Below are 22,156 nucleotides of genomic sequence, written 5' to 3'. Positions count from 1 at the left end.
AGGGAGGAAACACCGATGAAATATAAACTAGGTACACTGGCCGTTGCAGGCCTGATGGCGGCAAGCCCAGTCATGGCGGATCTTGTATTCCCAAGCCTGAGCTATCGGACCGGCCCATACGCCGCTGGCGGCATCCCGTTCGCTGATGGCTATGCGGATTATTTCACCATGCTGAACGCCCGTGACGGCGGCATCGGCGGCGTGATGGCCAAGGTGATCGAATGTGAAACCGGCTATAACACCGAAAAAGGTGTGGAATGCTACGAATCCACCAAGGGCGAAGGCGCTTTGGTGTATCAACCGCTGTCCACAGGTATCACATACCAGCTGATCCCAAAAACCACGGCTGACAATATCCCGATGCACACCATGGGCTATGGCCGGACGTCTGCTGCAAACGGCAAAGTGTTCAGCCACACGTTCAACTATCCTGCCAACTACTGGAACGGTGCCTCCGGCGCGATCAACTATCTGCTGAGCGAGAACGGTGGTGATCTGAAGGGCAAAAAAATTGCTCTGGTCTATCACAACTCCGCCTACGGCAAAGAGCCGATCCGCACACTGCAGGAACTGTCCGCCAAGCACGGCTTTGAATTCAAGGAAGTGCCTGTTGACCACCCCGGTCAGGAACAGAAATCCCAGTGGCTGCAAATCCGCCGCGACAAGCCTGATTACGTGATCATGTACGGCTGGGGCGTGATGAACCAGGTTGCGGTTCAAGAAGCGGCCAACATCCGTTTCCCAATGGAAAACTTCATTGGCATCTGGTGGTCCGGTTCCGAGAACGACGTTCTGGCAGCGGGCGACAAGGCCGACGGCTACAAGGCTCTGACATTCCACGGCGTTGGCGATGACTTCCCGGTGTTTGACGACATCAAAAAGCACGTTGTCGATGCAGGCAAAGCGGCCGGTGCGGGCGATCAGATCGGGACCGTCCTGTACAACCGTGGCCTCTATGCCGCGATGCTGGCAGCCGAAGCGGCAAAAACCGCGCAGGAAATCCACGGCACCGCCGACATCACCCCAGCGATGATGCGCGATGGCATGGAAAACCTGGAGATCACAGAAGCGAAAATGGCCGACCTCGGCATGCCAAACTTTGGTCCATCCTTCAGCGTGTCCTGTGAAAACCACGGTGGTCCGGGCTTGATCGGCATGACCCAGTGGGACGCGACCGCAAAAGAGTGGAAGCTGATCTCTGAGTTCTCCGAAACAGACATGTCCGTGATCCAGCCGTTGATCGACGAGGATTCGGGTGCCTATGCATCCGAGAACAACATCGAAGCGGGTTGTAAGTAACCGTTTCCCTCTGGCCGCAGCACCCGTTGCGGCCAGAGATCCCACGATTTTTATGAAGGGTTTGCCCCATGCTGGATGCTGCCAATACCGCCGAGACTCAGGTCGATAACGTCCTTGAAGTCAACAATATCGAGGTGATCTACAATCACGTGATCCTTGTGTTGAAAGGCGTGAGCCTGAACGTGCCCAAGGGTGGCATCACTGCCTTGCTCGGTGGCAATGGCGCGGGCAAAACCACGACGCTGAAAGCGATCTCGGGTTTGCTGGCCTCTGAGCGTGGTGAAGTGACCAAGGGGTCAATCAAATACCGCGGCCTCGATATTCAGGACGCAGATCCCGCTGAAACCGTGAAAAAGGGTGTCGTGCAGGTGATGGAAGGCCGTCACTGCTTTGAGCACCTGACCATCGAAGAGAATCTGATGACGGGTGCCTATACCCGCACCGACGGCAAAGCCGCCATCGCCGCAGATCTCGAAATGGTTTACAACTATTTCCCCCGCTTGAAAGAGCGCCGCAAAAGTCAGGCGGGCTATACCTCAGGCGGCGAACAGCAGATGTGCGCCGTGGGCCGCGCCTTGATGAGCCGCCCCGAGACCATTTTGCTGGACGAGCCATCCATGGGTCTTGCGCCGCAGTTGGTGGAACAGATCTTTGAGATCGTCAAAGCGATCAACGAAAAGGAAGGCGTGACTTTCCTTCTTGCGGAACAGAACACCAACGTTGCCCTGCGCTACGCCCACTATGGCTACATCCTTGAATCGGGCCGTGTGGTGATGGACGGCCCCGCCGCCGACCTGCGTGAGAACAAGGACGTTAAAGAATTTTATCTGGGAATGTCCGATGAGGGGCGCAAATCCTTCCGCGACGTGCGCAGCTATCGCCGCCGCAAGCGTTGGCTCAGCTAAACCCATCCCAAGACCGATTTTATTGCAATTTTAACCGGGGTAGATGCCATGGCCAGCACCTCTTTCTTTGACGAACAGGAAACGCGCAGCGCCGACCAGCGCGCGGCGGAGCAATCCGCGCTTTTGCGCAGCCGTCTTGCGGCCATAACCGAAGCCCCGGCTGAATGGCGCGAGGCCGCCGCAACCGTACAAACTGCAGCAGATCTTGTGGCGCTGCCAGTGCTGCGCAAATCCGATCTGTCCGGTTGGCAAAAGCAAAATCCACCCTTTGGCGGTATCGCGGTCAGCAATGTCACCCATGTGTTCCAATCGCCCGGTCCGATTTACGAGCCCGGCAGCACCAGTGTGGCCGATTTCTGGCGCATGGGCCGGTTTCTGCATGCGGCCGGATTTGGCACAGGTGACATCGTGCAGAACTGTTTCGGCTATCACCTGACCCCGGCAGGCCATATGTTTGAAAGCGGTGCGCGGGCGGTTGGGGCCAAGGTCTTGCCTGCGGGCACCGGCCAGACCGAATTGCAGGTCCGTGCGGCGGTCGATGTCGGTACCACCGGATATGCTGGCACGCCCGATTACCTCAAAATCATCCTCGAAAAAGCCGACGAGATGGGCGAGACGCTCAAGATCACCAAAGCTGCCGTGGGTGGCGGTGCGCTGTTCCCATCCCTGCGGAGCTATTACATCGATCGCGGTATCGCCTGTTTGCAGTGTTATGCCACCGCTGATCTGGGCAACATTGCCTATGAGACCCCCGCGATGGAAGGCATGATCGTCGATGAAGGTGTGATCGTGGAGATTGTAACGCCCGGCACCGGTGATCCTGTCGCCCCGGGCGAAGTGGGCGAGGTCGTTGTGACCTCCCTGAACCCCGATTATCCGCTGATCCGTTTCGCCACCGGCGATCTGAGCGCGGCCATGGACGGCACATCGCCTTGCGGGCGCACGAACATGCGGATCAAGGGCTGGATGGGCCGCGCTGATCAGACCACCAAGATCAAGGGCATGTTTGTTCGCCCCGAACAGGTGGCCGAGCTGGTCGCCCACCACGCCGAGGTCGCGAAGGCCCGTGTCGTGGCCAGCCGTGCAGGGGAAACCGACGTGATGACCGTCCAGATCGAAGCGGACGGCGGTGATGCGGATGCATATGCCCAATCGGTTCAGCAATTGCTCAAGCTCAAGGGCAAGATCGAAGTGGTCGCTCCCGGCAGCCTGCCCAGGGACGGGTTGGTGATCGAGGATCAGCGCAGCTACGACTAAACCCGTGCCATCTGGTGCCGCTGCACTGGTATTCCTGAGCAGAATCGTCGAAATAGGGGCATGACCCTGAACCCGACACAAACAGCAGCCAGAACCGCCCCGCGCGACGGGATACGGGTGCTTTCGTTTGTGTCCGTACTGGTGGCCGTGATCTGCGCTTTGCCGATGCTGGCGGTCCTGATTGCCGCGCTGAGCGGCGGCACGGATACGGTGGCGCATCTGATCGACACCGTTCTGGGCCGCTATGCGGCGACCACGCTGTTGCTGGTTCTTCTGGTGTCGATCGGGACATTTGCCATTGGCGTAGGGGCGGCGTGGCTTGTGACAATGACCCGTTTTCCAGCTGTGAAAATCCTTGAGATTGCGCTGGTTCTGCCCTTGGCCTTTCCGGCCTATGTGCTGGCCTATGCCTACACCCATGTGCTGGATCACCCCGGTATTGTCCAAGCGACCCTGCGGGATGTGACCGGCTGGGGCCCGCGCGATTATTGGTTTCCCGAAATCCGATCACTGGGCGGCGCGGCGGCGATGCTGGTGCTTGTCCTCTATCCTTATGTTTACCTGTTGGCCCGCGCCGCGTTTCTGCAACAAAGTGGCACAACCTTTTTGGCGGCTCGCGCCTTGGGGTCCAGCGCATGGGCCGCGTTTTTCAAGGTCAGCCTGCCCTTGGCCCGACCTGCCATCGCTGGCGGTGTGTTGTTGGCGGTGATGGAGACCATCGCGGATTTTGGCACTGTCGCCTATTTCGGGGTGCAGACCTTTGCCACCGGCATCTACACCTCCTGGTTTTCGATGTTCGACAGGGCCGGGGCGGCGCAACTGGCGCTTTGCTTGCTCAGCTTTGCATTGCTGCTGGCGCTGCTGGAACGCATCCAACGGGGGCGGGCCAAATACCACGATCCGTCCCGCCGCAGTCAGGCGATGCCACCCATTCAACTCAAGGGCTGGGGCGCGGCGGCCGCTATGATTGTTTGCGGTATTCCGGTGGTCTTTGGCGCGGTACTGCCAATTGCCGTTCTGTTGGTGATGGGGCTGGGATCAGAGCAAAATCTGTTCAGTCCGCGTTATCTGGGGTTCATCCAGAATTCTGTCACACTGGCGGGGATCGCTGCGGTTGTAACGGTCTGCGCGGCAATCTCTGTCGGGTTCTTTCAACGCCTTCGACCGGGGCGTCTGTCCAACGGATCGGCCTATGTGGCGCGGCTGGGATATGCTGTGCCGGGGGGCGTGATCGCGGTGGGACTGCTGGTGCCTTTTGCGGCCTTTGACAATGCTTTTGATGCCTGGATGCGGGCGACCTTTGACATCTCGACAGGGTTGCTCATCACCGGATCAATCTGGCTGTTGATCGCGGCCTATCTGGTGCGTTTTCTCGCGGCGGCGCTTGGCGCTTATGAGGGCGGACAGGCAATGGTGCATGCCAATATGGACGCCGCCGCACGGTCATTGGGGCAAACTCCGCTTGGCACCCTGCGGCGGGTGCATCTTCCGATCCTTGCGCCGAGCCTGCTGACCGCGTTGCTGATCGTCTTTGTTGATGTGATGAAAGAACTGCCAGCGACCCTGATCATGCGGCCCTTCAACTATGACACATTGGCGGTGCAGGCCTACCGGCTGGCCAGTGATGAGCGCCTTGAAGGGGCGGCGGTGCCGTCACTTGTGATTGTGGCGATGGGCCTGCTGCCGGTGATCCTGATTTGCCGTCAAGTCGGACGCAAACGTTAACCGGCCAAACCGGCTTTCCAGTCTGCGCGGGTGATCCGCCAGCATTGCCAGACACCCGATTTGCCGCCCATTGACAGCTTTGCATCACAGACCCGCTTTGCCCCGAGTTTCGCAGTGGCCCGCTGCGAGCGAATGTTACCGGGATCAATGTGCAGCCAGACGTCATCCACCACGTCAAAGGCATGGGCAAACATCAGCGCTTTCATCGCGTGGTTGGTGCCGCCGCCCCAATGGTCCCTCCTGAGGAAAGTATAACCGATCGACACGCTTCCGGGATGGTCAGGCGCCTCGTAATAGCGTGAGCATCCGATCACCCGTCCACTGCTGCGCTCTGTCACGGCCAAAGTGCCGCCACTGGCCAGCAAACTGTCGAAATAGGGGTCAAAAACCGCCCGTTCATGGCGGGTCTTGGCGGGATGTCCGGCCCAGATCGCAGGATCGCTGGCCGCTGCGAACAACGGCTCACGGTCATCTGCGGTCAGAGGGCGCAGACAGAGGTCACCGTCTTGCAGCGTCGGTTGCGGATCAAATTTCGGGTGCATAGCAGGCTCAACCATAAAAAAGGGGCAGACCAAAGGTCCGCCCCAGAAGGTGATCGAAACCGATCACAGGGTCCAATGATTTTTTGGACTTATTCCCAACCCACTGTGTTGAAAATCTTTTGCGCGGTCGGAATGTTCTCTGCCACATCGGACAGATTCACGTCGTCCGCTTTGAACTCACCCAGTTGTTTCACTGAATCGGCCAGTTCCACACCCGCGACTGTCGGGTATTCGTCGTTGCCGTTGGAGAAATAAACCTGCGCGGAGTCGGATGCGAGGTATTCAAGGAACTTGATCGCGTTCTCCTTGTTCGGCGCATGGGCAGCCACACCGCCCCCCGAGAGGTTCATATGTGCGCCATTTCCGTCCTGATCGGGGAAGACCACGCCAATCTTGTCGATGTCTGCGCTGACGCCTTTGACGTCTTTGCGGATCGCGCGGGCAAAATAATAGGTGTTGGAAACAGCAATCCCGCATTCGCCGGAGACGATGCCACGCAATTGGTCGGTGTCGCCACCCTGCGGTGCGCGAGCCATGTTGTCCACGACGCCCTGCGCCCACGCGGTCGCTTTCTCTTCGCCCTCATGGGTGACGATGGAGGCCAGCAGGGTCTGGTTGTAAGTGTTGGTCGAAGACCGGATACAGACCTGGCCTTTGTAGGCTGGGTCGGCCAGATCCATGTAGGTCGCCGGCGGGTTTGTGACCCCGGCCTTGTCATAAAAGATGATCCGGCCGCGCTGCGAGAAACCGTACCACTGGTTGTCGTCGTCCTGCAGGTTTGCGGGGATCTTGGCTTCCAGCGTCGCGCTGTCGATGGCTTGCAACAGGCCCATATCCTTGGCGCGTTTCAGGCGGCTGGTGTCGACGGTCAGCAAAAGATCGGCAGGAGAATTCGCACCCTCGGCCTGCATCCGTGCCAGCAATTCGTCAGCCTTGCCTTCGATACGGTTGATGGTGATGCCGGTCTGTTCGGTGAAATCGGAGTACAGCCGTTCATCGGTGTCATAATGGCGCGACGAATAGAGGTTCAGCTCGCCATCAGCCAAAGCGGGAAGCGCCAGCGCGATCAGCGCGGCAGCAGATGTTGTTGTCTTAAAGTGGGTCATAGTGGTTTTCCATACTGTCCAGAATTTCCTGACTGAAACAGTAAGAAACAGATTCCCCTGCAGAGCGCAAGGTATTCCTGATAGTTTTTGTTGGAAAAGGCGCCCTGCCGCTGAAACGGCAGGGCAGGGGATCAGCTTTGATCGCCAATCTTGTCCTGGGTCTTGGTCTCGAAATCAGATGCATCGTGGCGTTCGTGCAGCTGCATGGACAGATCATCGCCAAAGGCCCGGTTCACCATCCGCCCGCGCGTGACCGCAGGCCGGGCGTCGATGGCCTCGGCCCAACGCAGCACGTTTTTGTAGGTCGCCACATCCAGAAATTCTGCCGCGCTGTACAGGCGACCCAGAACCAACTGCCCATACCATGACCAGATCGCCATATCGGCAATGGAGTACTCGCCGCCAAAATATTCGTTCTCAGCCAGATGGCGGTCCATCACATCCAGCTGGCGCTTTGTTTCCATCGCAAAGCGGTTGATCGGATATTCGAATTTCTCTGGCGCGTAGGCGTAGAAATGGCCAAAGCCGCCGCCCAGATACGGCGCGCTGCCCATCTGCCAGAACAGCCAGCTTAGCGCCTCTGTCCGTTGTGCGGGATTGGTGGGCAAGAACGCCCCGAACTTTTCCGCCAAGTACAGAAGGATCGCACCGGATTCGAACACCCGTTGCGGCGTATCGCCGGAACGGTCCATCAGGGCGGGGATTTTTGAGTTGGGATTCACCTCCACGAAGCCGGAGCCGAATTGATCGCCCTCGCCGATATTGACCAGCCACGCGTCATATTCCGCGCCCGTGTGGCCCGCCGCCAGCAGCTCTTCGAGCATCACGGTGACCTTGACGCCATTGGGTGTGGCAAGTGAATAAAGCTGAAAGGGATGCTTGCCCACAGGCAGTTCTTTGTCATGGGTGGCCCCGGCAATGGGGCGGTTGATGCTGGCAAAACGTCCGCCGCTTTCTGCGTCCCAGGTCCAGACTTTGGGGGGTGTGTATTCGGTGCTGTCGGCCATTTGTTTTCCTCTTTTGGTTCTGCGGCACGTCCTGCACCGTCTGTCACAGTGCAAGGTAGTCGGATCGTGGCGGGCCACAAGTGGCGCGGTCAAATTGCTTTGGCGCCTACAATATGTGCAATTGTGCTGAACCAACGGAGGGCAAAAGATGAAACGGCGGTTTATTCAATGTGATGTGTTCAGCGATACGGCACTGCGCGGCAACGGGCTTGCGGTGGTCTTGGAAGGCGCAGGGCTGAGCGATGCGCAGATGATGCAATTCGCGATCTGGACCAATCAGGCCGAGACAACCTTTCTGGTGCCACCTCAACATTCAGATGCCGACTACGGCGTGCGAATCTTCTCGCCCACCCGCGAAATGGATTTTGCCGGGCACCCGACCTTGGGCAGCTGTGCCGCGTGGTTGCATGCCGGTGGCGTGCCTAAGGTTGCCGGACGCGTTATGCAGGAATGCGCAATCGGTCTGGTCGAGATTGATTTGTCCGGCACGGTCCCGGCCTTCGTGGCCCCGCCAACCCAGATTGATGAAGCGGACCTGGCCGAGCGGGATCGGATCGCCGCCGCTTTGGGCCTGAGCGATGCGGATATTGCCGCTTCGGCGCGGGTGAACAATGGCGCGGCATTTAACCTGATCGAATTGCACAGCGCAGAGCGGGTGTTGTCATTGGATGCCCGCGCGGTGTCCGCCCCTGAGTTTCGCGGTGTGGCGGTGCTTGGGAAGCATCCGGGTGGTGCCTATGCACACTACGAATCCCGCAACCTGACACCGGCCTCCCTGATGGCCGAAGATCCGATTACCGGCTCCATGAATGCGGCGATTGCGGTCTGGCTCAAATCGCAGGGACGGCTGGCGGATGATATTGTCATCGCCCAAGGCACCGCCATCGGACGAAATGGTCGGGTGTTCGTCAGCAACCGTGGCGCGGATGTGATGATTGGCGGGGCCACAACAATCGTGATCGAAGGGACGGTCGAAATCTAAGGTTTCGATCCTGACGCCTGAAATAGCAAAAGGCTGCCCCGAAAAAGGCAGCCTTTTGAATAGCTCTGACTGTTGCCAGTCTACCGATCAAATTAACCCTGACGGGCTTTGAACCGGCGCTGTGTCTTGTTGATCACGTAAACGCGGCCTTTGCGACGCACAACGCGGCAATCACGATGCCGGTTTTTCAGCGAGCGGAGCGAATTGCGAACTTTCATAGTCCTTATCCTTCCATCTGTGGCCCCGCCTTCCTTTTGAAAAGAAGGACCAGCGCCGGGTTACGGACGGCCCCCGAAAGGACCAGTGAAACAGGTGGTGGGCGATACTGGGATCGAACCAGTGACCCCTTCGATGTCAACGAAGTGCTCTACCGCTGAGCTAATCACCCACTTAATCAGCGTGTTATCCCATGCCCCAAACAAAAACGGGGCGCGAAATGACGCGCCGGTTGGGGTGCTATAAAAGGAGTCGGAGCTTTGTTCAAGGGCTTTTGGTAATTCAAATTTATGCGCTATGAAGAGGGGGAAAGGGGCGCATATGTCCAAGACCGCTTATGATGTTCTGCACCCGGTGCGCAACCGGTCTTGTGTTGTCTTCGCCTCGCCGCATTCGGGGCGGAATTATACCCCTGATTTTCTAGAGCAAACCGTGCTGGATGCCCATCTGATCCGGTCATCCGAAGATGCTTATGTGGATCAACTCTTTGATTCTGTGGTGGAATTTGGCGCGCCTTTCCTAATGGCCGGTGCACCGCGGGCCTATCTTGACCTGAATCGGTCTTGTGAAGAACTGGATCCCGCCTTGATCGAAGGGGTCCGCCGTCAGGGGCACAATCCACGTGTGGCCTCGGGCCTTGGGGTGATTCCACGCGTGGTCGCCAATGGCCGTGCGATTTATCATGGCAAGATCAGCCATGCCGACGCCGCCGACCGCATTGAACGTTTGTGGCGGCCCTACCACAACCAATTGCAAAATCTGCTGGATGTTGCCCAACGGCGTCACGGCCAAGCAATCTTGATCGACTGCCATTCCATGCCGCATGAGGCAATGGACGGTATTGCGCGGGCCGGTGTCCGGCGCCCTGATGTTGTTATTGGTGACCGGTTTGGCGCTTCGGCATCGGGCGGGGTTGTGGACCGCGTTGAATCGGCGTTCCTGTCCGCGGGTTTCACAGTCACCCGCAACACGCCATTTGCGGGGGCCTACATCACCCAGGCCTATGGACGCCCATCCCGCAACCAGCACGCCGTGCAGATCGAACTGGACCGATCGCTCTATCTTGACGAGGCCAAGATCGAGCTCAACGGGAACTTTGACGCGGTCAAAGCAGCCCTGCGGCAGGTCGTGGCCGAGGTGGCCGCGATTGGCCAAGGACGGGTGCCATTGGCCGCAGAATAACGTTCATGCGGAGCCAAGCCGCATTATGCCGATCCCCACGAACAACACTGCAACGCCCGAGGTTACGGTACGGATCTGATTCCATACCTGCCATTGCGTCGAATATTCGGCCCAGATGATACGCGCGTCCTCAATGTCTTGCGGCACCGCGACGCCTGCCAATGCCTCGTTCATGGGGATGTTGAACGCGGCTGTCAAAGCCACGGCCAAGACCGCGACCATGACCCCCGCCAACCCGAACCACAGTGCTGCACCGCTTTGTTTTTCGCGCAACATGACAAATGCTGTGAGCAGCAGAACTGGTGCTGTGCCAAAAAACGCAGGCGCAAACACCGCATTGCGCACAGAGGCATTCATCGCCTGCATTGCGGCAATAGCCACGCGCGGATCGGCCGTATCCAGCCCCCACATGGTTGAGCAAACCCAAGCATAGAAAAAACCAAAAAGAGCCGCAGACAGCAGCAAACTGAGCAGAGCGAGGGGGCGAATGAGCGAAGGCATATCGATCTCCTATATCCGTACGAATGTGTACGCCTTTACATATCCGTATTGATATGTACGGTATGAAGTCAAGAGGGGAGACAAAATTGCGGGACGAGAAAAAACAACAGCGCCGCCGGGAGATTGAGGCCGCAGCCTATGACCTGTTGGCGCTGCATGGCTATGACGGCACATCTATGTTGGCTGTTGCCAAAGCCGCAAAGGCGTCAAACGAAACGATGTATCGGTGGTACGGAGATAAGAACGGGTTGTTTGAAAGCATGGTCCGCGCCAATGCCGCTGCGGTACGCAATGGGTTGCAAGCTTTGGTCGATGACGGCTTGCCTCCCTTGGAGGTATTGCACCGCATGGCACCGGTTTTACTGGGCATGTTGTTGGGGGACAAGGCCATCGCGCTCAATCGAGCGGCAGCTGCGGATGCGACCGGGGATCTGGGGCGGGTTATCGCCACCTGCGGGCGCGATGAGGTGTTGCCGCTGATTAAGGAGGTCTTGGTCGCAGCTGTTCAACAGGGGTTGTTACAGCCCCCCGCACAGGGAGAGATTGGCAGTTTGTTTATGAACCTGCTGGTCGGAGATCAGCAAATGCGCCGCGCGATTGGGGTGCTGCCCGCCCCGACCGCCGAAGACGTCACGCATCAGGCCGATCAGGCAATGTCACACCTGTTGCAGCTTTGCCGCCCTAGCGCAGCGCCCGTCCCTTGACGATGGCCTTGCTGCCGAACCGATCACGGATCTGGTCCGTCGCCCGCTCTGCCTGACTGCGCCTGACAGCATCGGGGTCCAGCAAATCACCGGCCAAGTCGGCCCCTTCTGCCGGGCTGAGATCGGATATACCGCAACCGATCAGGCGAAATGGCCCTTGATCGTCCAATTGGTCAAACAGGGCGCGGGCGTGGCGATAGATGCGATCTGCCAATTGGGTCGGATCATGAAGCGACACGCGCCGGGTCAGCGTTTTGAAGTCGGACCGTTTGATCTTGAGCGTGACAATGCGTCCTGCCAGATCCTTGGCCTTGGCGCGATCGGCGACCTGTTCGGAGAGCCGCCACAGATGGCCGTCCAGAATATCCGCATTGCCGGTGTCTTCGAAAAATGTGGTTTCCTTGCTGATGGATTTGACAGGCTCATGCGCCGAAACGCGCCGCCTGTCCTGGCCTCGCGCCAGGTGCCAAAGCCGTTCACCCATGCCTCCGAACCGGGCAACCAAGTCGGTCTTTTCCCAGCGCAGCAGATCCGAAAAGGTGCGAATGCCCGCTTTGTCCAGCGCGCCCTGCGTGACGGCGCCAACGCCCCAGATCAGTTTGACGGACTTGTCGCGTAGAAAATCGCCGGTTTCCGCCGCGCCGATCACCGAAAATCCATGAGGTTTGTCCAGATCAGAGGCGACTTTGGCCAGAAACTTGTTATGGCTGAGGCCAATGGATCCGGTCAGCCCAAGTTCATTTTTCATCCGGCGCACCAACCCGGCCAACATCACTGCTGGCGGTGCGCCATGCAGGCGGGCGGTGCCGGTCATATCCAGAAACGCCTCATCCAGAGACAGGGGCTCAATGGCGGGGGTCAACTCCTCCATCATGGCGCGGATCGCGCGGGAGGCCTCAACATAAGCGTCCATTCTAGGCTTGATGATCACGGCCTCCGGGCACAGCTTGAGCGCCTGAAACATCGGCATTGCCGAACGCACCCCGCGAATCCGCGCAACATAGCAAGCCGTCGAAACCACGCCGCGTCGGCCACCGCCAATGATCACCGGTTTGCCGTTCAGCTCGGGATTGTCACGCTTTTCAACAGAGGCATAGAAGGCATCACAGTCCATATGTGCTATGGAAAGGGTCTCAAGCTCGTCATGCACCAGAACACGCGGGCTGCCGCAGGAGGGGCAGCGCCGGGCAGGGGCGATTTGAGACAGGCAATCACGGCAAAGGGCGGCCATGGTCAGACACCGTGGGCTGAGGTTTCGAAGGTGAGTTTACCCAATGGGAGCACAGATGAACATGGCCGATGAGCAGGCATTTGGAGGGGCAAAGGTCTGCCTCTTTATAGGGGCTAATCTGGCCGTAATCTTACGCGACGATTTGCCGGATTTGCCCTATGCCAATCACTGGGATTTTCCCGGCGGTGGCCGCGAAGGCAATGAGACAGCTTTTGAATGCGCACGCCGGGAATGCTTTGAGGAATTGGGCCTGCAGATCACACCGGCATCGGTGCTATGGAAACGCGCCTATCGGTCGGGCGGGACGGTCAATTGGCTGTTTGTTGTGGGTGCCCCTGCGGAAGCTTCACAAGATGTAGTATTTGGCGATGAAGGGCAGCGATGGACGTTGATGGATCCACAGGTATTCCTGTCCCACCCCATGGCAGTGCCACGGTTTCAGGATCGGCTTCGAGATTACTTTGAGGAAAGTGAAGATAGGGGCAAATAGAAAGCCCCCCGCTGCGTGTAGCGGGGGGGAGGTGACGAACATCAGGAAGAACCAGTTCGTCGGGGAGTATCACCTGCTACAAACCTACCATATTTGGGCAATTCGACATAGGATGTTGAACTGTGATCAGACGGGCTAGATCAGCTATGTTGTGAATTTGTTACAGTCTGTGGTTGAACTTTGATTTCAGTGGGAAATCTCGGACAGGATCGCCTCGGCTGCCGTGCGCGGGGCGTCGGATTGCCAGATCGGACGGCCCACAACGATATGATCTGCACCGTCCGCGATGGCCTGCGCCGGGGTCGCGACACGTTTTTGATCGCCGAGTGCCGCGCCAGCAGGCCGCACGCCGGGGGTCACGATCAGCCGGCCTTTCGCCTCCGGCAAGGCGCGGATCATGGCCGCCTCTTGGGGGGAAGCAATGACGCCATCCGCACCCGCATCAAATGCACGTCCCGCGCGGGTGCTGACCAAATCAGGCAAATCACCCTGCTGTATCAGCGCCGCATCAAGGTCGGCGCGGTCCAGCGAAGTCAGGATCGTGACCGCGAGAATTTTCATATCACTGCCCGCGGCGCCCTGTTTGGCGGCACGCACCACATGCGGATCGCCATGCACGGTCAGAAAGTCGAGATCAAACTGTGCCAATCCCCGTACTGCGGCCTCTACCGTGGCGCCAATGTCGAACAACTTCATGTCCAGAAAAATCCGCTTGCCGTGTTCCTGCTTTAACTCATTGGCCAGTGCCAAACCGCCACCGCAAAGCATCCCCAAACCGATCTTATAAAACCCCACCGCATCCCCAATCTTTTGGGCAAGCTCAAGGCCCGCATGGGCATGTGGAACATCAAGGGCAACAATCAGGCGGTCGTCGGTCATGGCAAGGCTCCAGGCAAAGTGCAAACGGCCCTGACCTACGCTGTTGAGCGGGTCAAGTCCACTGATGATGTGCTGTTCAGGCCAAGGCAAAAAAAACCCGGCCATGCGGGGGGAGCATGAACCGGGTCAGTATCAGAGACAATGCAGGCAGCAGAGGTCTCTGGGGTGCAGGAACGCGGGGACAGAACGCGCGAACCTGCACCGAGGCTATGGGGGAGGCAGAACCCCCACAGAAACTTATGCCGCGTTGCGCTGTTCGCCGTTGATCAGCGTTTCCAACCAACGCACCGGATCGAACCGGGACCGCGGGGCACGTTGTTGCGGTGCAAAGCGGCGCATTTGCGAATGCAAGCCGCCACGTTTCGCGTGGCGGCGCAGGGCTTGGGTGCGCAGGCCATTGGCTGCGTCCTCAAAAGACATCGAAATCGGCGCCTCAATGGAACAGGCGTATTTGCGTGCGCCATTTTCGCCGTAAACCGTGACGCAAGCCTCAAAGCTTTGATTGGCGGCGTTGTAGATAACGTCGGTCAATTTGATCGGGCTGGTCTGCATGTTGGTCTCCTTGCGGGGTCCTGTTTGGTTTGGTGTCGTCATCATGTGTCTCAGTTAACAACGCGGAACATTGCGGTTTAGTTTCATTTCCCAATGCATTCACCTTACAAAGAGCCGAGTACAGTGACTTGCATACCTTCGATTTGGGGGTGGTTCCGCGCCAAAACAAGGGGGAACAAAACACGCTGTGCATCACAAAATGAGGAGGTGGGCGGAAATCCGCACAAAATCTCCGGTGGGCGCAGGACAAAAAAAACGACCACCACCGCCTTGAACAGGTTCCTCCAGTCCCCAAATTAGAACCGAGGCCCAATAGGGTGTGTGCCGCCGGGCGGGCATATCCATCGACGGGCGCTTAACAAGAAGGAGAACACCATGGACTTGAGCAAGTTCACGGAGCGGTCGCGCGGTTTCATTCAGGCAGCGCAGACTATAGCGACACGGGACAACCACCAACGGTTGACCCCAGAACACATTCTAAAAGCATTGTTGGACGACGATCAGGGGCTTGCTGCCAACCTGATTGCTGCATCTGGCGGTGATCTGGGCCGCGTGACAGATGCGCTGGCGTTGGCACTGGGCAAAATGCCGAAAGTCAGCGGCGATGCCGCGCAGGTCTATCTTGATAACGCGACAACCAAAGTCTTGGATGAGGCTGCCGCGCTGGCCAAGAAGGCCGGTGACAGCTTTGTTCCGGTTGAGCGTATCTTGATGGCGCTGTGCATGGTCAAATCCGGCGCAAAAACCGCGTTGGAGGCTGGCAAGGTAACTGCGCAAGGGCTGAACGCTGCCATTAATGATGTTCGTAAAGGGCGCACGGCCGATACGGCCAGTGCCGAAGATGGTTATGACGCATTGAAGAAATACAGCCTTGATCTTACGGCCCGCGCCGAAGAGGGAAAAATTGATCCCATCATTGGCCGCGACGAGGAAATCCGCCGGGCGATGCAGGTGCTGAGCCGCAGAACCAAGAACAATCCGGTGCTGATTGGTGAGCCTGGCGTGGGTAAAACCGCAATTGCCGAAGGGCTCGCGCTGCGCATCGTGGATGGCGACGTGCCGGAAAGCCTGCGCAACAAGCGGCTGCTGTCGCTGGACATGGGTGCGTTGATTGCTGGTGCGAAGTACCGCGGCGAGTTCGAAGAACGTCTCAAGGCCGTTCTGACCGAAGTGACCGAGGCCGCAGGCGAGGTGATCCTGTTTATTGACGAGATGCACACCTTGGTCGGTGCGGGCAAGGCAGACGGGGCGATGGATGCCTCCAACCTGCTGAAACCAGCCTTGGCACGGGGTGAATTGCATTGTGTCGGCGCGACCACGCTGGATGAATATCGTAAATATGTAGAGAAAGACGCGGCGCTGGCCCGCCGGTTCCAGCCTGTGATGGTGTTGGAGCCAACGGTCGAAGACACCGTCAGCATCCTGCGCGGCATCAAGGAAAAGTACGAACTGCATCACGGTGTCCGTATCAGCGACTCTGCCCTCGTTGCGGCAGCGACCCTGTCGCACCGCTATATCACTGACCGGTTCCTGCCGGACAAAGCCATCGATCTGATGGATGAGGCCGCCAGCCGGTTGCGCATGGAAGTAGACAGCAAACCCGAAGAGCTGGACGCGCTGGACCGGCAGATCCTGCAATTGCAGATTGAGGAACAGGCGCTCACTTTGGAGGATGATCAGGCGTCCAAAGACCGGCTGGAGACCTTGCAAAAAGATCTGGCTGATTTGCAGGATCGCAGCGCCGAGATGACTGCACAATGGCAGGCCGAGCGGGACAAGCTGGCCGGCGCCCGTGACATCAAGGAAAAGCTGGACCGCGCCCGCGCCGATCTGGACATTGCCAAGCGTGAAGGCAACCTCGCCAAGGCGGGGGAGCTGTCCTACGGCGTCATCCCGCAGCTTGAGAAAGACCTCGAAGCCGCCGAAAGCCGCGAAGAAGGCGTTATGGTCGAAGAGGCCGTGCGGCCTGATCAGATCGCATCCGTGGTGGAGCGCTGGACCGGTATCCCTGCGGGCAAGATGCTCGAAGGAGAGCGGGACAAGTTGCTCAGGATGGAGGATCAGTTGCACGCCCGCGTGATTGGCCAGGACAGCGCCGTGAAAGCGGTTGCCAATGCCGTGCGCCGTGCGCGGGCCGGTCTCAACGACGAAAACCGCCCCTTGGGCAGTTTCCTGTTCCTTGGGCCTACCGGCGTTGGGAAAACCGAATTGACCAAAGCGGTGGCAGAATTCCTGTTTGATGATGACAATGCGATGGTGCGCATCGACATGTCAGAATTCATGGAAAAACACGCTGTTGCACGACTGATCGGTGCGCCTCCGGGCTATGTCGGTTATGAAGAAGGCGGCGTGTTGACCGAAGCGGTGCGCAGGCGGCCTTATCAGGTGGTTCTGTTTGATGAGGTTGAAAAGGCCCATCCGGACGTTTTTAACGTGCTGTTGCAGGTTCTGGACGACGGTGTTCTGACCGATGCTCAGGGCCGCACCGTGGATTTCAAGCAGACCTTGATCATCCTGACCTCCAACCTTGGGGCGCAGGCGCTGAGCCAACTGCCCGATGGCGGTGACATGGCACAGGCCAAGCGGGATGTGATGGATGCTGTTCGGGCGCATTTCCGTCCAGAATTCCTCAACCGGTTGGACGAGACCATCATCTTTGACCGTCTGGCACGCGATGACATGACCGGCATCGTGGATATCCAGCTTGCGCGTTTGCTGAAACGTCTGGCGGGGCGCAAGATCGCGCTGGAGTTGGATGCGGGCGCAAAGACCTGGCTGGCGGATGAAGGCTATGACCCGGTTTTTGGTGCGCGGCCGTTAAAGCGTGTGATCCAACGCGCGTTGCAAGACCCACTGGCCGAGATGCTGCTGGCGGGGGATGTGCGGGACGGTGATACGATCACGGTTTCGGCAGGCACGGATGGTCTGATCATCGGGGACCGCGTTGCGGCCAGCAATCGGCCCAAACCGGATGACGCTGTGATCCACTAAGGCTGGACCAGCATGAAACGCAAAACCGAAGGCCGGGGTGATCCCCGGCCTTTTCTTTTGGCGCTTTGACCTGCAAGAGTTGTGTGATCTTCGACCAACCTCAGAAGCCGTAACTGCGATGACCATTCTCACGACCCCGCGTCTTGTTCTGCGACCGTTTGATCCTTCGGACGCGGAAGACTTGTTTGCAGTATTCGGCAACCCAACCGCCATGCGATATTGGAGCACGTTGCCCCATGCTTCGGTCGCGGATACGGCGCGGATGATTGATCGGACGCTGGCCGGCGATCCCGGCAGCCATGCCGAATTTGCGATCGAGCATGAGGGCAAGGTGATCGGAAAGGTTGGCCTTTGGCAAATGCCGGAAATCGGCTACATCCTGCATCCCGATTACTGGCGGCGCGGCTTCGCGACGGAGGCGGTGCAGGCGGTGATCGCCCATGGGTTCGAGACCCTCGGGCTTGACCGGATCACGGCAGATGTCGATCCTGATAACGCGGCCTCGCTCGCGATGCTGACAAAGCTGGGGTTTGTGATCACCGGACAGGCGAAAAACACCATCGAAATTTGCGGCAAATGGTTCGACAGTATCTACCTGGAATTGCTGGCGCCGGATCGGTGATCCGCATGCCGGGGTTTATTCCCGGCTTGATCTGTGGTGCATGGTGCCATGGCGACAGCAGATTACGTTCTTTTTGATTGCGACGGCGTGTTGGTGGACAGTGAGCCGCTGACCCAAGCTGTTCTACAGCAGAACTTTGCCCGGCACGGTTTGATGATCAAGACCGAGGACATTGGCCGCTTGTTTGTCGGCGGCACAATGGAAGGCGCGATGAAAAGCGCCCGTGTGCTGGGCGCGGAATTGCCGGACGATTGGCTGATGCAAATATACGCAGAGGTCTTCGCGGTTCTAAATGCACAATGCGAGGTGATCCCCGGCGTGCCTGATATGCTGGACCGACTGGATCGCGCCGGGGTTGGCTATGCGACCTGTTCCAACGGTCCGATGGAAAAGATGCAAGTCACCCTAGGCCGTTGCGGTCTGTGGGAGAGGTTTGAAGGGCGGATTTTTTCGGCCCATGATTGTCCAGCGGCCAAACCTGCCCCGGATGTTTATCTCAAGGCCGCGTTCCATACCCGCGTCGCGCCCGCCCGCTGCGCTGTCATAGAGGACAGCGCCACCGGGGCCAAAGCCGCGCAAGCGGCAGGTATGACTTGTTTTGGCTATCATGCGGATGCCGATCCGGAAAAGCTGAGGCCGTTCTGCGATGTCCTTTTTGACGATATGGCGGATCTTCCCGCGCTTCTAGATCTGGGTTGATCCGCGGCCTGTGACCAAAGTTGCAGGCAAAGCGCCTTATACACGCTCTCTGACAATCCGGTGTGATCCCTGAAACACAGGCGCATTTCAATTGGCTGAAACCTGCACGCGCACTACCTCCGATACAGATGTATAGAGGAGCATGTCATGGCGAACCGCTGGACCAACACCCTGAAAGACCGCGATTGCACACCGGAGCACGCGTTTCTGAACCGGCGGCAATGGATGGCCGGAGCAGCGGCAGGTGTCGGATTGGCGGGCCTGGGCATTCCCGCCGCCGCGAGCGAAACGCTTGAGCCCAACAGCTATGACGATATCACCCAATACAACAACTACTACGAGTTCGGCACCGGCAAGGGCGATCCGGCCCGCAATGCCCACACGCTGACAACCGCGCCGTGGTCCGTCAAGATCGACGGGCTGGTGGACAATCCGGGCGACTATGCCTTTGAGGACATTCTCAAGGCGATGACCATCGAGGAACGCATCTACCGGTTTCGTTGTGTTGAGGCGTGGTCGATGGTGATTCCGTGGAACGGGTTTGAACTGGCCGATCTGTTGGCGATGGCGGGGGTTCAATCGGGCGCAAAATACGTCGCCTTCGAAACGGCGCTGCGCCCCGACGAAATGCCCGGCGTGCGTTTTCCCGTGCTTGATTGGCCATATGTGGAGGGTCTGCGTCTTGACGAGGCCATGCACCCGCTGACGATCATGGCGACAGGGATTTACGGCAAAGACATCCCAAATCAGAACGGTGCGCCCCTGCGCCTCGTGGTGCCGTGGAAATATGGGTTCAAATCAATCAAATCCGTTGTCCGCATCACCCTGACAGACAAACAGCCGCCAACCAGCTGGAACAAAGCGAATGCGCGTGAATACGGGTTTTACAGCAATGTGAACCCGGAGGTGGATCATCCACGCTGGTCACAGGCCAGCGAACGGCCCATCGGCGGTGGATTGTTTGCCAAGCGCAAACCGACATTGATGTTGAACGGGTATGAAGAAGACGTGGCTGCGCTTTACGCCGGGATGGACATGCAAAAGAACTTTTAAGCGCTCTGGGCGATGTCCAGATCGAAATCCAATTCAGTGCGCAGTTCTGTTTGGGTGGGCATCATGCGGTTCGCCCGAACGATCCGCTCCATATCGGCCAGGAACCGGCCCCGCTGTGCGATGTATTTGGGAACATAGAGCGGCTTTTGATCGATAAATGCCAAAACAAGGACCGGACGTTTTTCATGATCTCGGACGCTGATCAAACTTGTGAGGTCTCGCGATTGCGGCACAAAATCATTGCCGCAGCTTTCGATTTTCTGGCTGTCATAGGTGACGCGCTGCACAAACAGCACCATAAACCAATTGTAAGCCAACAAAGCGCCGACAAGGACGAAGGCTGCGTTTTTGAGCAGCTGATTGCTGACAGCAAAGAAATTCCAGAACGGCGCGGTGTCCACTGTGAACAAAAGAACCAGCGCGACAAAAGGCACGATGACACGGACACCCCATGCAGGGCGTAGCTCTGTCCATCCGCTGGGGTGAAGTTCCGCATCGTCGTCTTCTGGCAATGCGGCCGATGGATCCGCTGTTTCACCGGGGGCAAAAACCGGTGGTCCCGCTTTGTCTTGACGCCATTTGGCCAGGGTGCCCGTCATGGCCAACCCGGCGATCACACCTACAACAGTATATATCATTGCCTGATCATGCGTCATTACTTGGGGTCCGTCGTTACACGCTGCATTCTGGCAGCACCCTTTCATCGGCATTTATTGTGGTGAAAATGGGGCGCAGGTTCGGCGAAAGAGAGAATGACAGTGAATAAGGCCCAACAAATTATAAACGCTGCCGCCCGCAAGATCCCTAGTTGGGTTCTCTATATACTATGTCTGCTCTGGCTGCCTTGGCTTGTCTATCTGGCGCAAACTGGCGGGTTGGGCCGCGAACCCATAAAGGGGCTGGAACATGCGCTGGGTGAATTTGCGCTCAAACTCTTGGTTATTGGCTTGGCCATCACGCCGCTGCGCCGGCATCTGGGCATCAACTTGATCAAGTTCCGGCGGGCTTTCGGGCTGTTGGCCTTTATCTATGTCACCCTGCATCTCGCGGTTTGGGTGGTTTTGGATATGAGCCTGCTGTGGGGGCAGATGTGGGCCGATGTCTGGAAGCGCCCCTATATTACGATCGGCATGGCCGGGTTCCTGTGTCTGCTTCCCCTGGCGATGACCTCGAACAACTGGTCTGTCCGCAAGATGGGTCCAAACTGGCGCAAGCTGCACAAACTGACCTATCTGGCAGTATTGTTAGGTGCCGTTCACTTTATCTGGCTGGTCAAAGGCATCCAGCTGGAGCCGCTCATCTACATGGCTGTGATCCTTTTGCTGCTGGCCCTGCGGATCAAGTCCCGCACAACCGCCAAGGTGCGCTAAGACGCGACTCGCCGCCCAGGTCCGGTGGATCAGCCGTCTGCGATTCCTTGGAGACTGAGCCGATTCACCGGTGAATCGCCAAATCAGACCGATTCATTGAGGTTTTCCGGGCGACTCTCCGGACCAATCGCCCCGCGCGGCGGCGCCCCGATACGAGATGTTGTGCCCGTCCGGCCCAGTTGCCCTATGGTAAGAGCAATAATGCTGCTCAACAGGCCGAATTTCAGACATAAAATGCAAGCAAACCCCTGTTTTCATACAAAAAACAGGGTGCGTTACAAAAAATGCATATTTCCGGAAAAAAGGGGTTGCGGGCATCCGCCACTAACTCTAGAACCCCCCTTACCGGACGAGCGGTGACGCTCAAACGGGGCGCTGGACGGGCCAGACGGAAGCGGGGACGCGGAAGTGGGGTTCGGAGGCGGAGAGAAAATTTGAGGTAATTTCGGCGGGGCGCGCCAAAAAGTTAGGGCGCATCTCGGTGACTTTTGTCTCTACGCTGTTTGAAAATTTGATATCTGAAGAGATATGTGGGCGGTTTGGTTCATTCGATGGATCAACCTCTTCATATCGCGCTCTTAGACTTCGGTCGATGATGGAGTGTCAGCTTCACTGTTTGAGTGGCTTTCGGTTACTTTGGTAACTTTAAGTACATCAAACAGAAAAGACGCCATAGGATTTCAGTAAGGTCTTATGGTCGATGTGCAGAGGTTCGACGTCAAGGATAAGCAAGCAATTGCTTTTCAACTTGAGAGTTTGATCCTGGCTCAGAACGAACGCTGGCGGCAGGCCTAACACATGCAAGTCGAGCGCACCCTTCGGGGTGAGCGGCGGACGGGTTAG

22 protein-coding genes, 1 tRNA gene and 1 rRNA gene (1 of these 24 cut by a window edge) are annotated in these 22,156 nt (G+C 58.0%); 14 read left to right on the top strand and 10 right to left on the bottom strand.

What is annotated here, in order from left to right:
• Window positions 1-15: 15 nt before the first annotated feature.
• From K3754_RS17620 to K3754_RS17605, 4 genes are all read left to right on the top strand, one after another.
• Window positions 16-1,299 carry an ABC transporter substrate-binding protein gene (locus K3754_RS17620; protein ID WP_259938958.1) on the top strand — a complete coding sequence of 428 codons (1,284 nt, stop codon included), beginning with the start codon at window positions 16-18 and terminating at the stop codon, window positions 1,297-1,299.
• A gap of 68 nt (window positions 1,300-1,367) precedes the next feature.
• A complete protein-coding gene (locus K3754_RS17615; RefSeq protein ID WP_203209846.1) occupies window positions 1,368-2,204 on the top strand; it encodes an ABC transporter ATP-binding protein in 837 nt (278 codons plus the stop codon).
• Between the two features lie 48 nt (window positions 2,205-2,252).
• On the top strand, window positions 2,253-3,461 hold the full coding sequence (locus K3754_RS17610) for a phenylacetate--CoA ligase family protein (protein ID WP_259938957.1): 1,209 nt from the start codon (window positions 2,253-2,255) through the stop codon (window positions 3,459-3,461).
• A gap of 60 nt (window positions 3,462-3,521) precedes the next feature.
• A complete protein-coding gene (locus tag K3754_RS17605; RefSeq protein ID WP_259938955.1) occupies window positions 3,522-5,186 on the top strand; it encodes an iron ABC transporter permease in 1,665 nt (554 codons plus the stop codon).
• On the opposite strand, the gene K3754_RS17600 is transcribed toward K3754_RS17605, so the two are convergent.
• The 3 genes from K3754_RS17600 to yghU all read right to left on the bottom strand — a co-directional run bounded on the left by K3754_RS17600 (window position 5,183) and on the right by yghU (window position 7,841).
• Window positions 5,183-5,728, bottom strand: a complete 546-nt coding sequence (locus K3754_RS17600; RefSeq protein ID WP_259938954.1) for a GNAT family N-acetyltransferase — start codon at window positions 5,726-5,728, stop codon at window positions 5,183-5,185. The two genes, K3754_RS17605 and K3754_RS17600, sit on opposite strands and share 4 nt — an antisense overlap.
• 89 nt (window positions 5,729-5,817) lie before the next feature.
• Entirely contained in the window at window positions 5,818-6,834 is a 1,017-nt protein-coding gene (locus tag K3754_RS17595) for a Fe(3+) ABC transporter substrate-binding protein (RefSeq protein ID WP_259938953.1), read from the bottom strand.
• A 131-nt stretch (window positions 6,835-6,965) separates the two neighbouring features.
• Window positions 6,966-7,841 (bottom strand): glutathione-dependent disulfide-bond oxidoreductase, encoded by an 876-nt coding sequence (gene yghU / locus K3754_RS17590; RefSeq protein WP_259938951.1) that lies wholly within the window; start codon window positions 7,839-7,841, stop codon window positions 6,966-6,968.
• 148 nt (window positions 7,842-7,989) lie between these two features.
• On the opposite strand from yghU, the gene K3754_RS17585 reads away from it, so the two are divergent.
• The gene (locus K3754_RS17585) at window positions 7,990-8,823 is read left to right on the top strand and encodes a PhzF family phenazine biosynthesis protein (protein ID WP_259938950.1); all 834 of its coding nucleotides are present in this window, start codon (window positions 7,990-7,992) and stop codon (window positions 8,821-8,823) included.
• Between the two features lie 92 nt (window positions 8,824-8,915).
• Here K3754_RS17585 and ykgO read toward each other — a convergent pair whose 3' ends face one another.
• Together ykgO and K3754_RS17575 are read right to left on the bottom strand one after the other, a co-directional pair.
• Window positions 8,916-9,041, bottom strand: a complete 126-nt coding sequence (ykgO, locus tag K3754_RS17580) for a type B 50S ribosomal protein L36 (RefSeq protein ID WP_005850168.1) — start codon at window positions 9,039-9,041, stop codon at window positions 8,916-8,918.
• A 95-nt stretch (window positions 9,042-9,136) separates the two neighbouring features.
• Window positions 9,137-9,211 (bottom strand) — tRNA-Val (locus tag K3754_RS17575).
• A gap of 149 nt (window positions 9,212-9,360) precedes the next feature.
• Between K3754_RS17575 and K3754_RS17570 the strand changes: the two genes are divergently transcribed.
• Entirely contained in the window at window positions 9,361-10,221 is an 861-nt protein-coding gene (locus tag K3754_RS17570) for an N-formylglutamate amidohydrolase (protein ID WP_259938948.1), read from the top strand.
• Window positions 10,222-10,224: 3 nt separating this feature from the next.
• Here the strand turns inward: K3754_RS17570 and K3754_RS17565 are convergent, their stop codons facing one another.
• Window positions 10,225-10,722 (bottom strand): DUF1772 domain-containing protein, encoded by a 498-nt coding sequence (locus K3754_RS17565; protein WP_259938946.1) that lies wholly within the window; start codon window positions 10,720-10,722, stop codon window positions 10,225-10,227.
• A gap of 86 nt (window positions 10,723-10,808) precedes the next feature.
• Between K3754_RS17565 and K3754_RS17560 the strand changes: the two genes are divergently transcribed.
• Window positions 10,809-11,426 (top strand): TetR/AcrR family transcriptional regulator, encoded by a 618-nt coding sequence (locus K3754_RS17560; RefSeq protein WP_259938944.1) that lies wholly within the window; start codon window positions 10,809-10,811, stop codon window positions 11,424-11,426.
• Here K3754_RS17560 and K3754_RS17555 read toward each other — a convergent pair.
• Window positions 11,404-12,657, bottom strand: coding sequence for a DNA polymerase IV (locus K3754_RS17555; RefSeq protein ID WP_203209856.1), 1,254 nt, complete (start codon window positions 12,655-12,657; stop codon window positions 11,404-11,406). The genes K3754_RS17560 and K3754_RS17555 overlap by 23 nt on opposite strands.
• Before the next feature lie 55 nt (window positions 12,658-12,712).
• Here K3754_RS17555 and K3754_RS17550 point away from each other — a divergent pair, with 55 nt between their 5' ends.
• Window positions 12,713-13,147, top strand: a complete 435-nt coding sequence (locus tag K3754_RS17550; protein WP_259938936.1) for an NUDIX hydrolase — start codon at window positions 12,713-12,715, stop codon at window positions 13,145-13,147.
• A 186-nt stretch (window positions 13,148-13,333) separates the two neighbouring features.
• On the opposite strand, the gene pyrF is transcribed toward K3754_RS17550, so the two are convergent.
• Window positions 13,334-14,026 (bottom strand): orotidine-5'-phosphate decarboxylase, encoded by a 693-nt coding sequence (gene pyrF / locus K3754_RS17545; protein WP_259938935.1) that lies wholly within the window; start codon window positions 14,024-14,026, stop codon window positions 13,334-13,336.
• A 237-nt stretch (window positions 14,027-14,263) separates the two neighbouring features.
• On the bottom strand, window positions 14,264-14,578 hold the full coding sequence (locus K3754_RS17540; RefSeq protein ID WP_203209859.1) for an orotidine 5-phosphate decarboxylase: 315 nt from the start codon (window positions 14,576-14,578) through the stop codon (window positions 14,264-14,266).
• Between the two features lie 375 nt (window positions 14,579-14,953).
• Here K3754_RS17540 and clpB point away from each other — a divergent pair, with 375 nt between their 5' ends.
• The 4 genes from clpB (at window position 14,954) to msrP (ending at window position 19,943) form a co-directional block, all read left to right on the top strand.
• Window positions 14,954-17,569 carry an ATP-dependent chaperone ClpB gene (gene clpB / locus K3754_RS17535; protein ID WP_259938934.1) on the top strand — a complete coding sequence of 872 codons (2,616 nt, stop codon included), beginning with the start codon at window positions 14,954-14,956 and terminating at the stop codon, window positions 17,567-17,569.
• 118 nt (window positions 17,570-17,687) lie between these two features.
• Window positions 17,688-18,191, top strand: coding sequence for a GNAT family N-acetyltransferase (locus K3754_RS17530; RefSeq protein ID WP_259938933.1), 504 nt, complete (start codon window positions 17,688-17,690; stop codon window positions 18,189-18,191).
• A 48-nt stretch (window positions 18,192-18,239) separates the two neighbouring features.
• The gene (locus K3754_RS17525) at window positions 18,240-18,890 is read left to right on the top strand and encodes an HAD family phosphatase (protein WP_259938932.1); all 651 of its coding nucleotides are present in this window, start codon (window positions 18,240-18,242) and stop codon (window positions 18,888-18,890) included.
• Between the two features lie 147 nt (window positions 18,891-19,037).
• The gene (gene msrP, locus K3754_RS17520; RefSeq protein ID WP_203209863.1) at window positions 19,038-19,943 is read left to right on the top strand and encodes a protein-methionine-sulfoxide reductase catalytic subunit MsrP; all 906 of its coding nucleotides are present in this window, start codon (window positions 19,038-19,040) and stop codon (window positions 19,941-19,943) included.
• Here msrP and K3754_RS17515 read toward each other — a convergent pair.
• Window positions 19,940-20,599: a hypothetical protein gene (locus K3754_RS17515; RefSeq protein ID WP_259938931.1), complete on the bottom strand. Its 660-nt coding sequence runs from the start codon at window positions 20,597-20,599 to the stop codon at window positions 19,940-19,942. The genes msrP and K3754_RS17515 overlap by 4 nt on opposite strands.
• Window positions 20,600-20,695: 96 nt before the next feature.
• On the opposite strand from K3754_RS17515, the gene msrQ reads away from it, so the two are divergent.
• Both msrQ and K3754_RS17505 read left to right on the top strand, forming a co-directional pair.
• Window positions 20,696-21,313, top strand: a complete 618-nt coding sequence (gene msrQ / locus K3754_RS17510) for a protein-methionine-sulfoxide reductase heme-binding subunit MsrQ (protein WP_259938922.1) — start codon at window positions 20,696-20,698, stop codon at window positions 21,311-21,313.
• Window positions 21,314-22,057: 744 nt separating this feature from the next.
• A 16S ribosomal RNA gene (locus K3754_RS17505) occupies window positions 22,058-22,156 on the top strand (it continues 1,363 nt past the right edge of the window).

The sequence above is a fragment of the Sulfitobacter sp. M368 genome, from assembly GCF_025141875.1.
GTDB lineage: Bacteria > Pseudomonadota > Alphaproteobacteria > Rhodobacterales > Rhodobacteraceae > Sulfitobacter > Sulfitobacter mediterraneus_A.
Note: the sequence above shows the minus strand (reverse complement) of the source record. Positions and strands in the feature narration are given on the sequence as shown.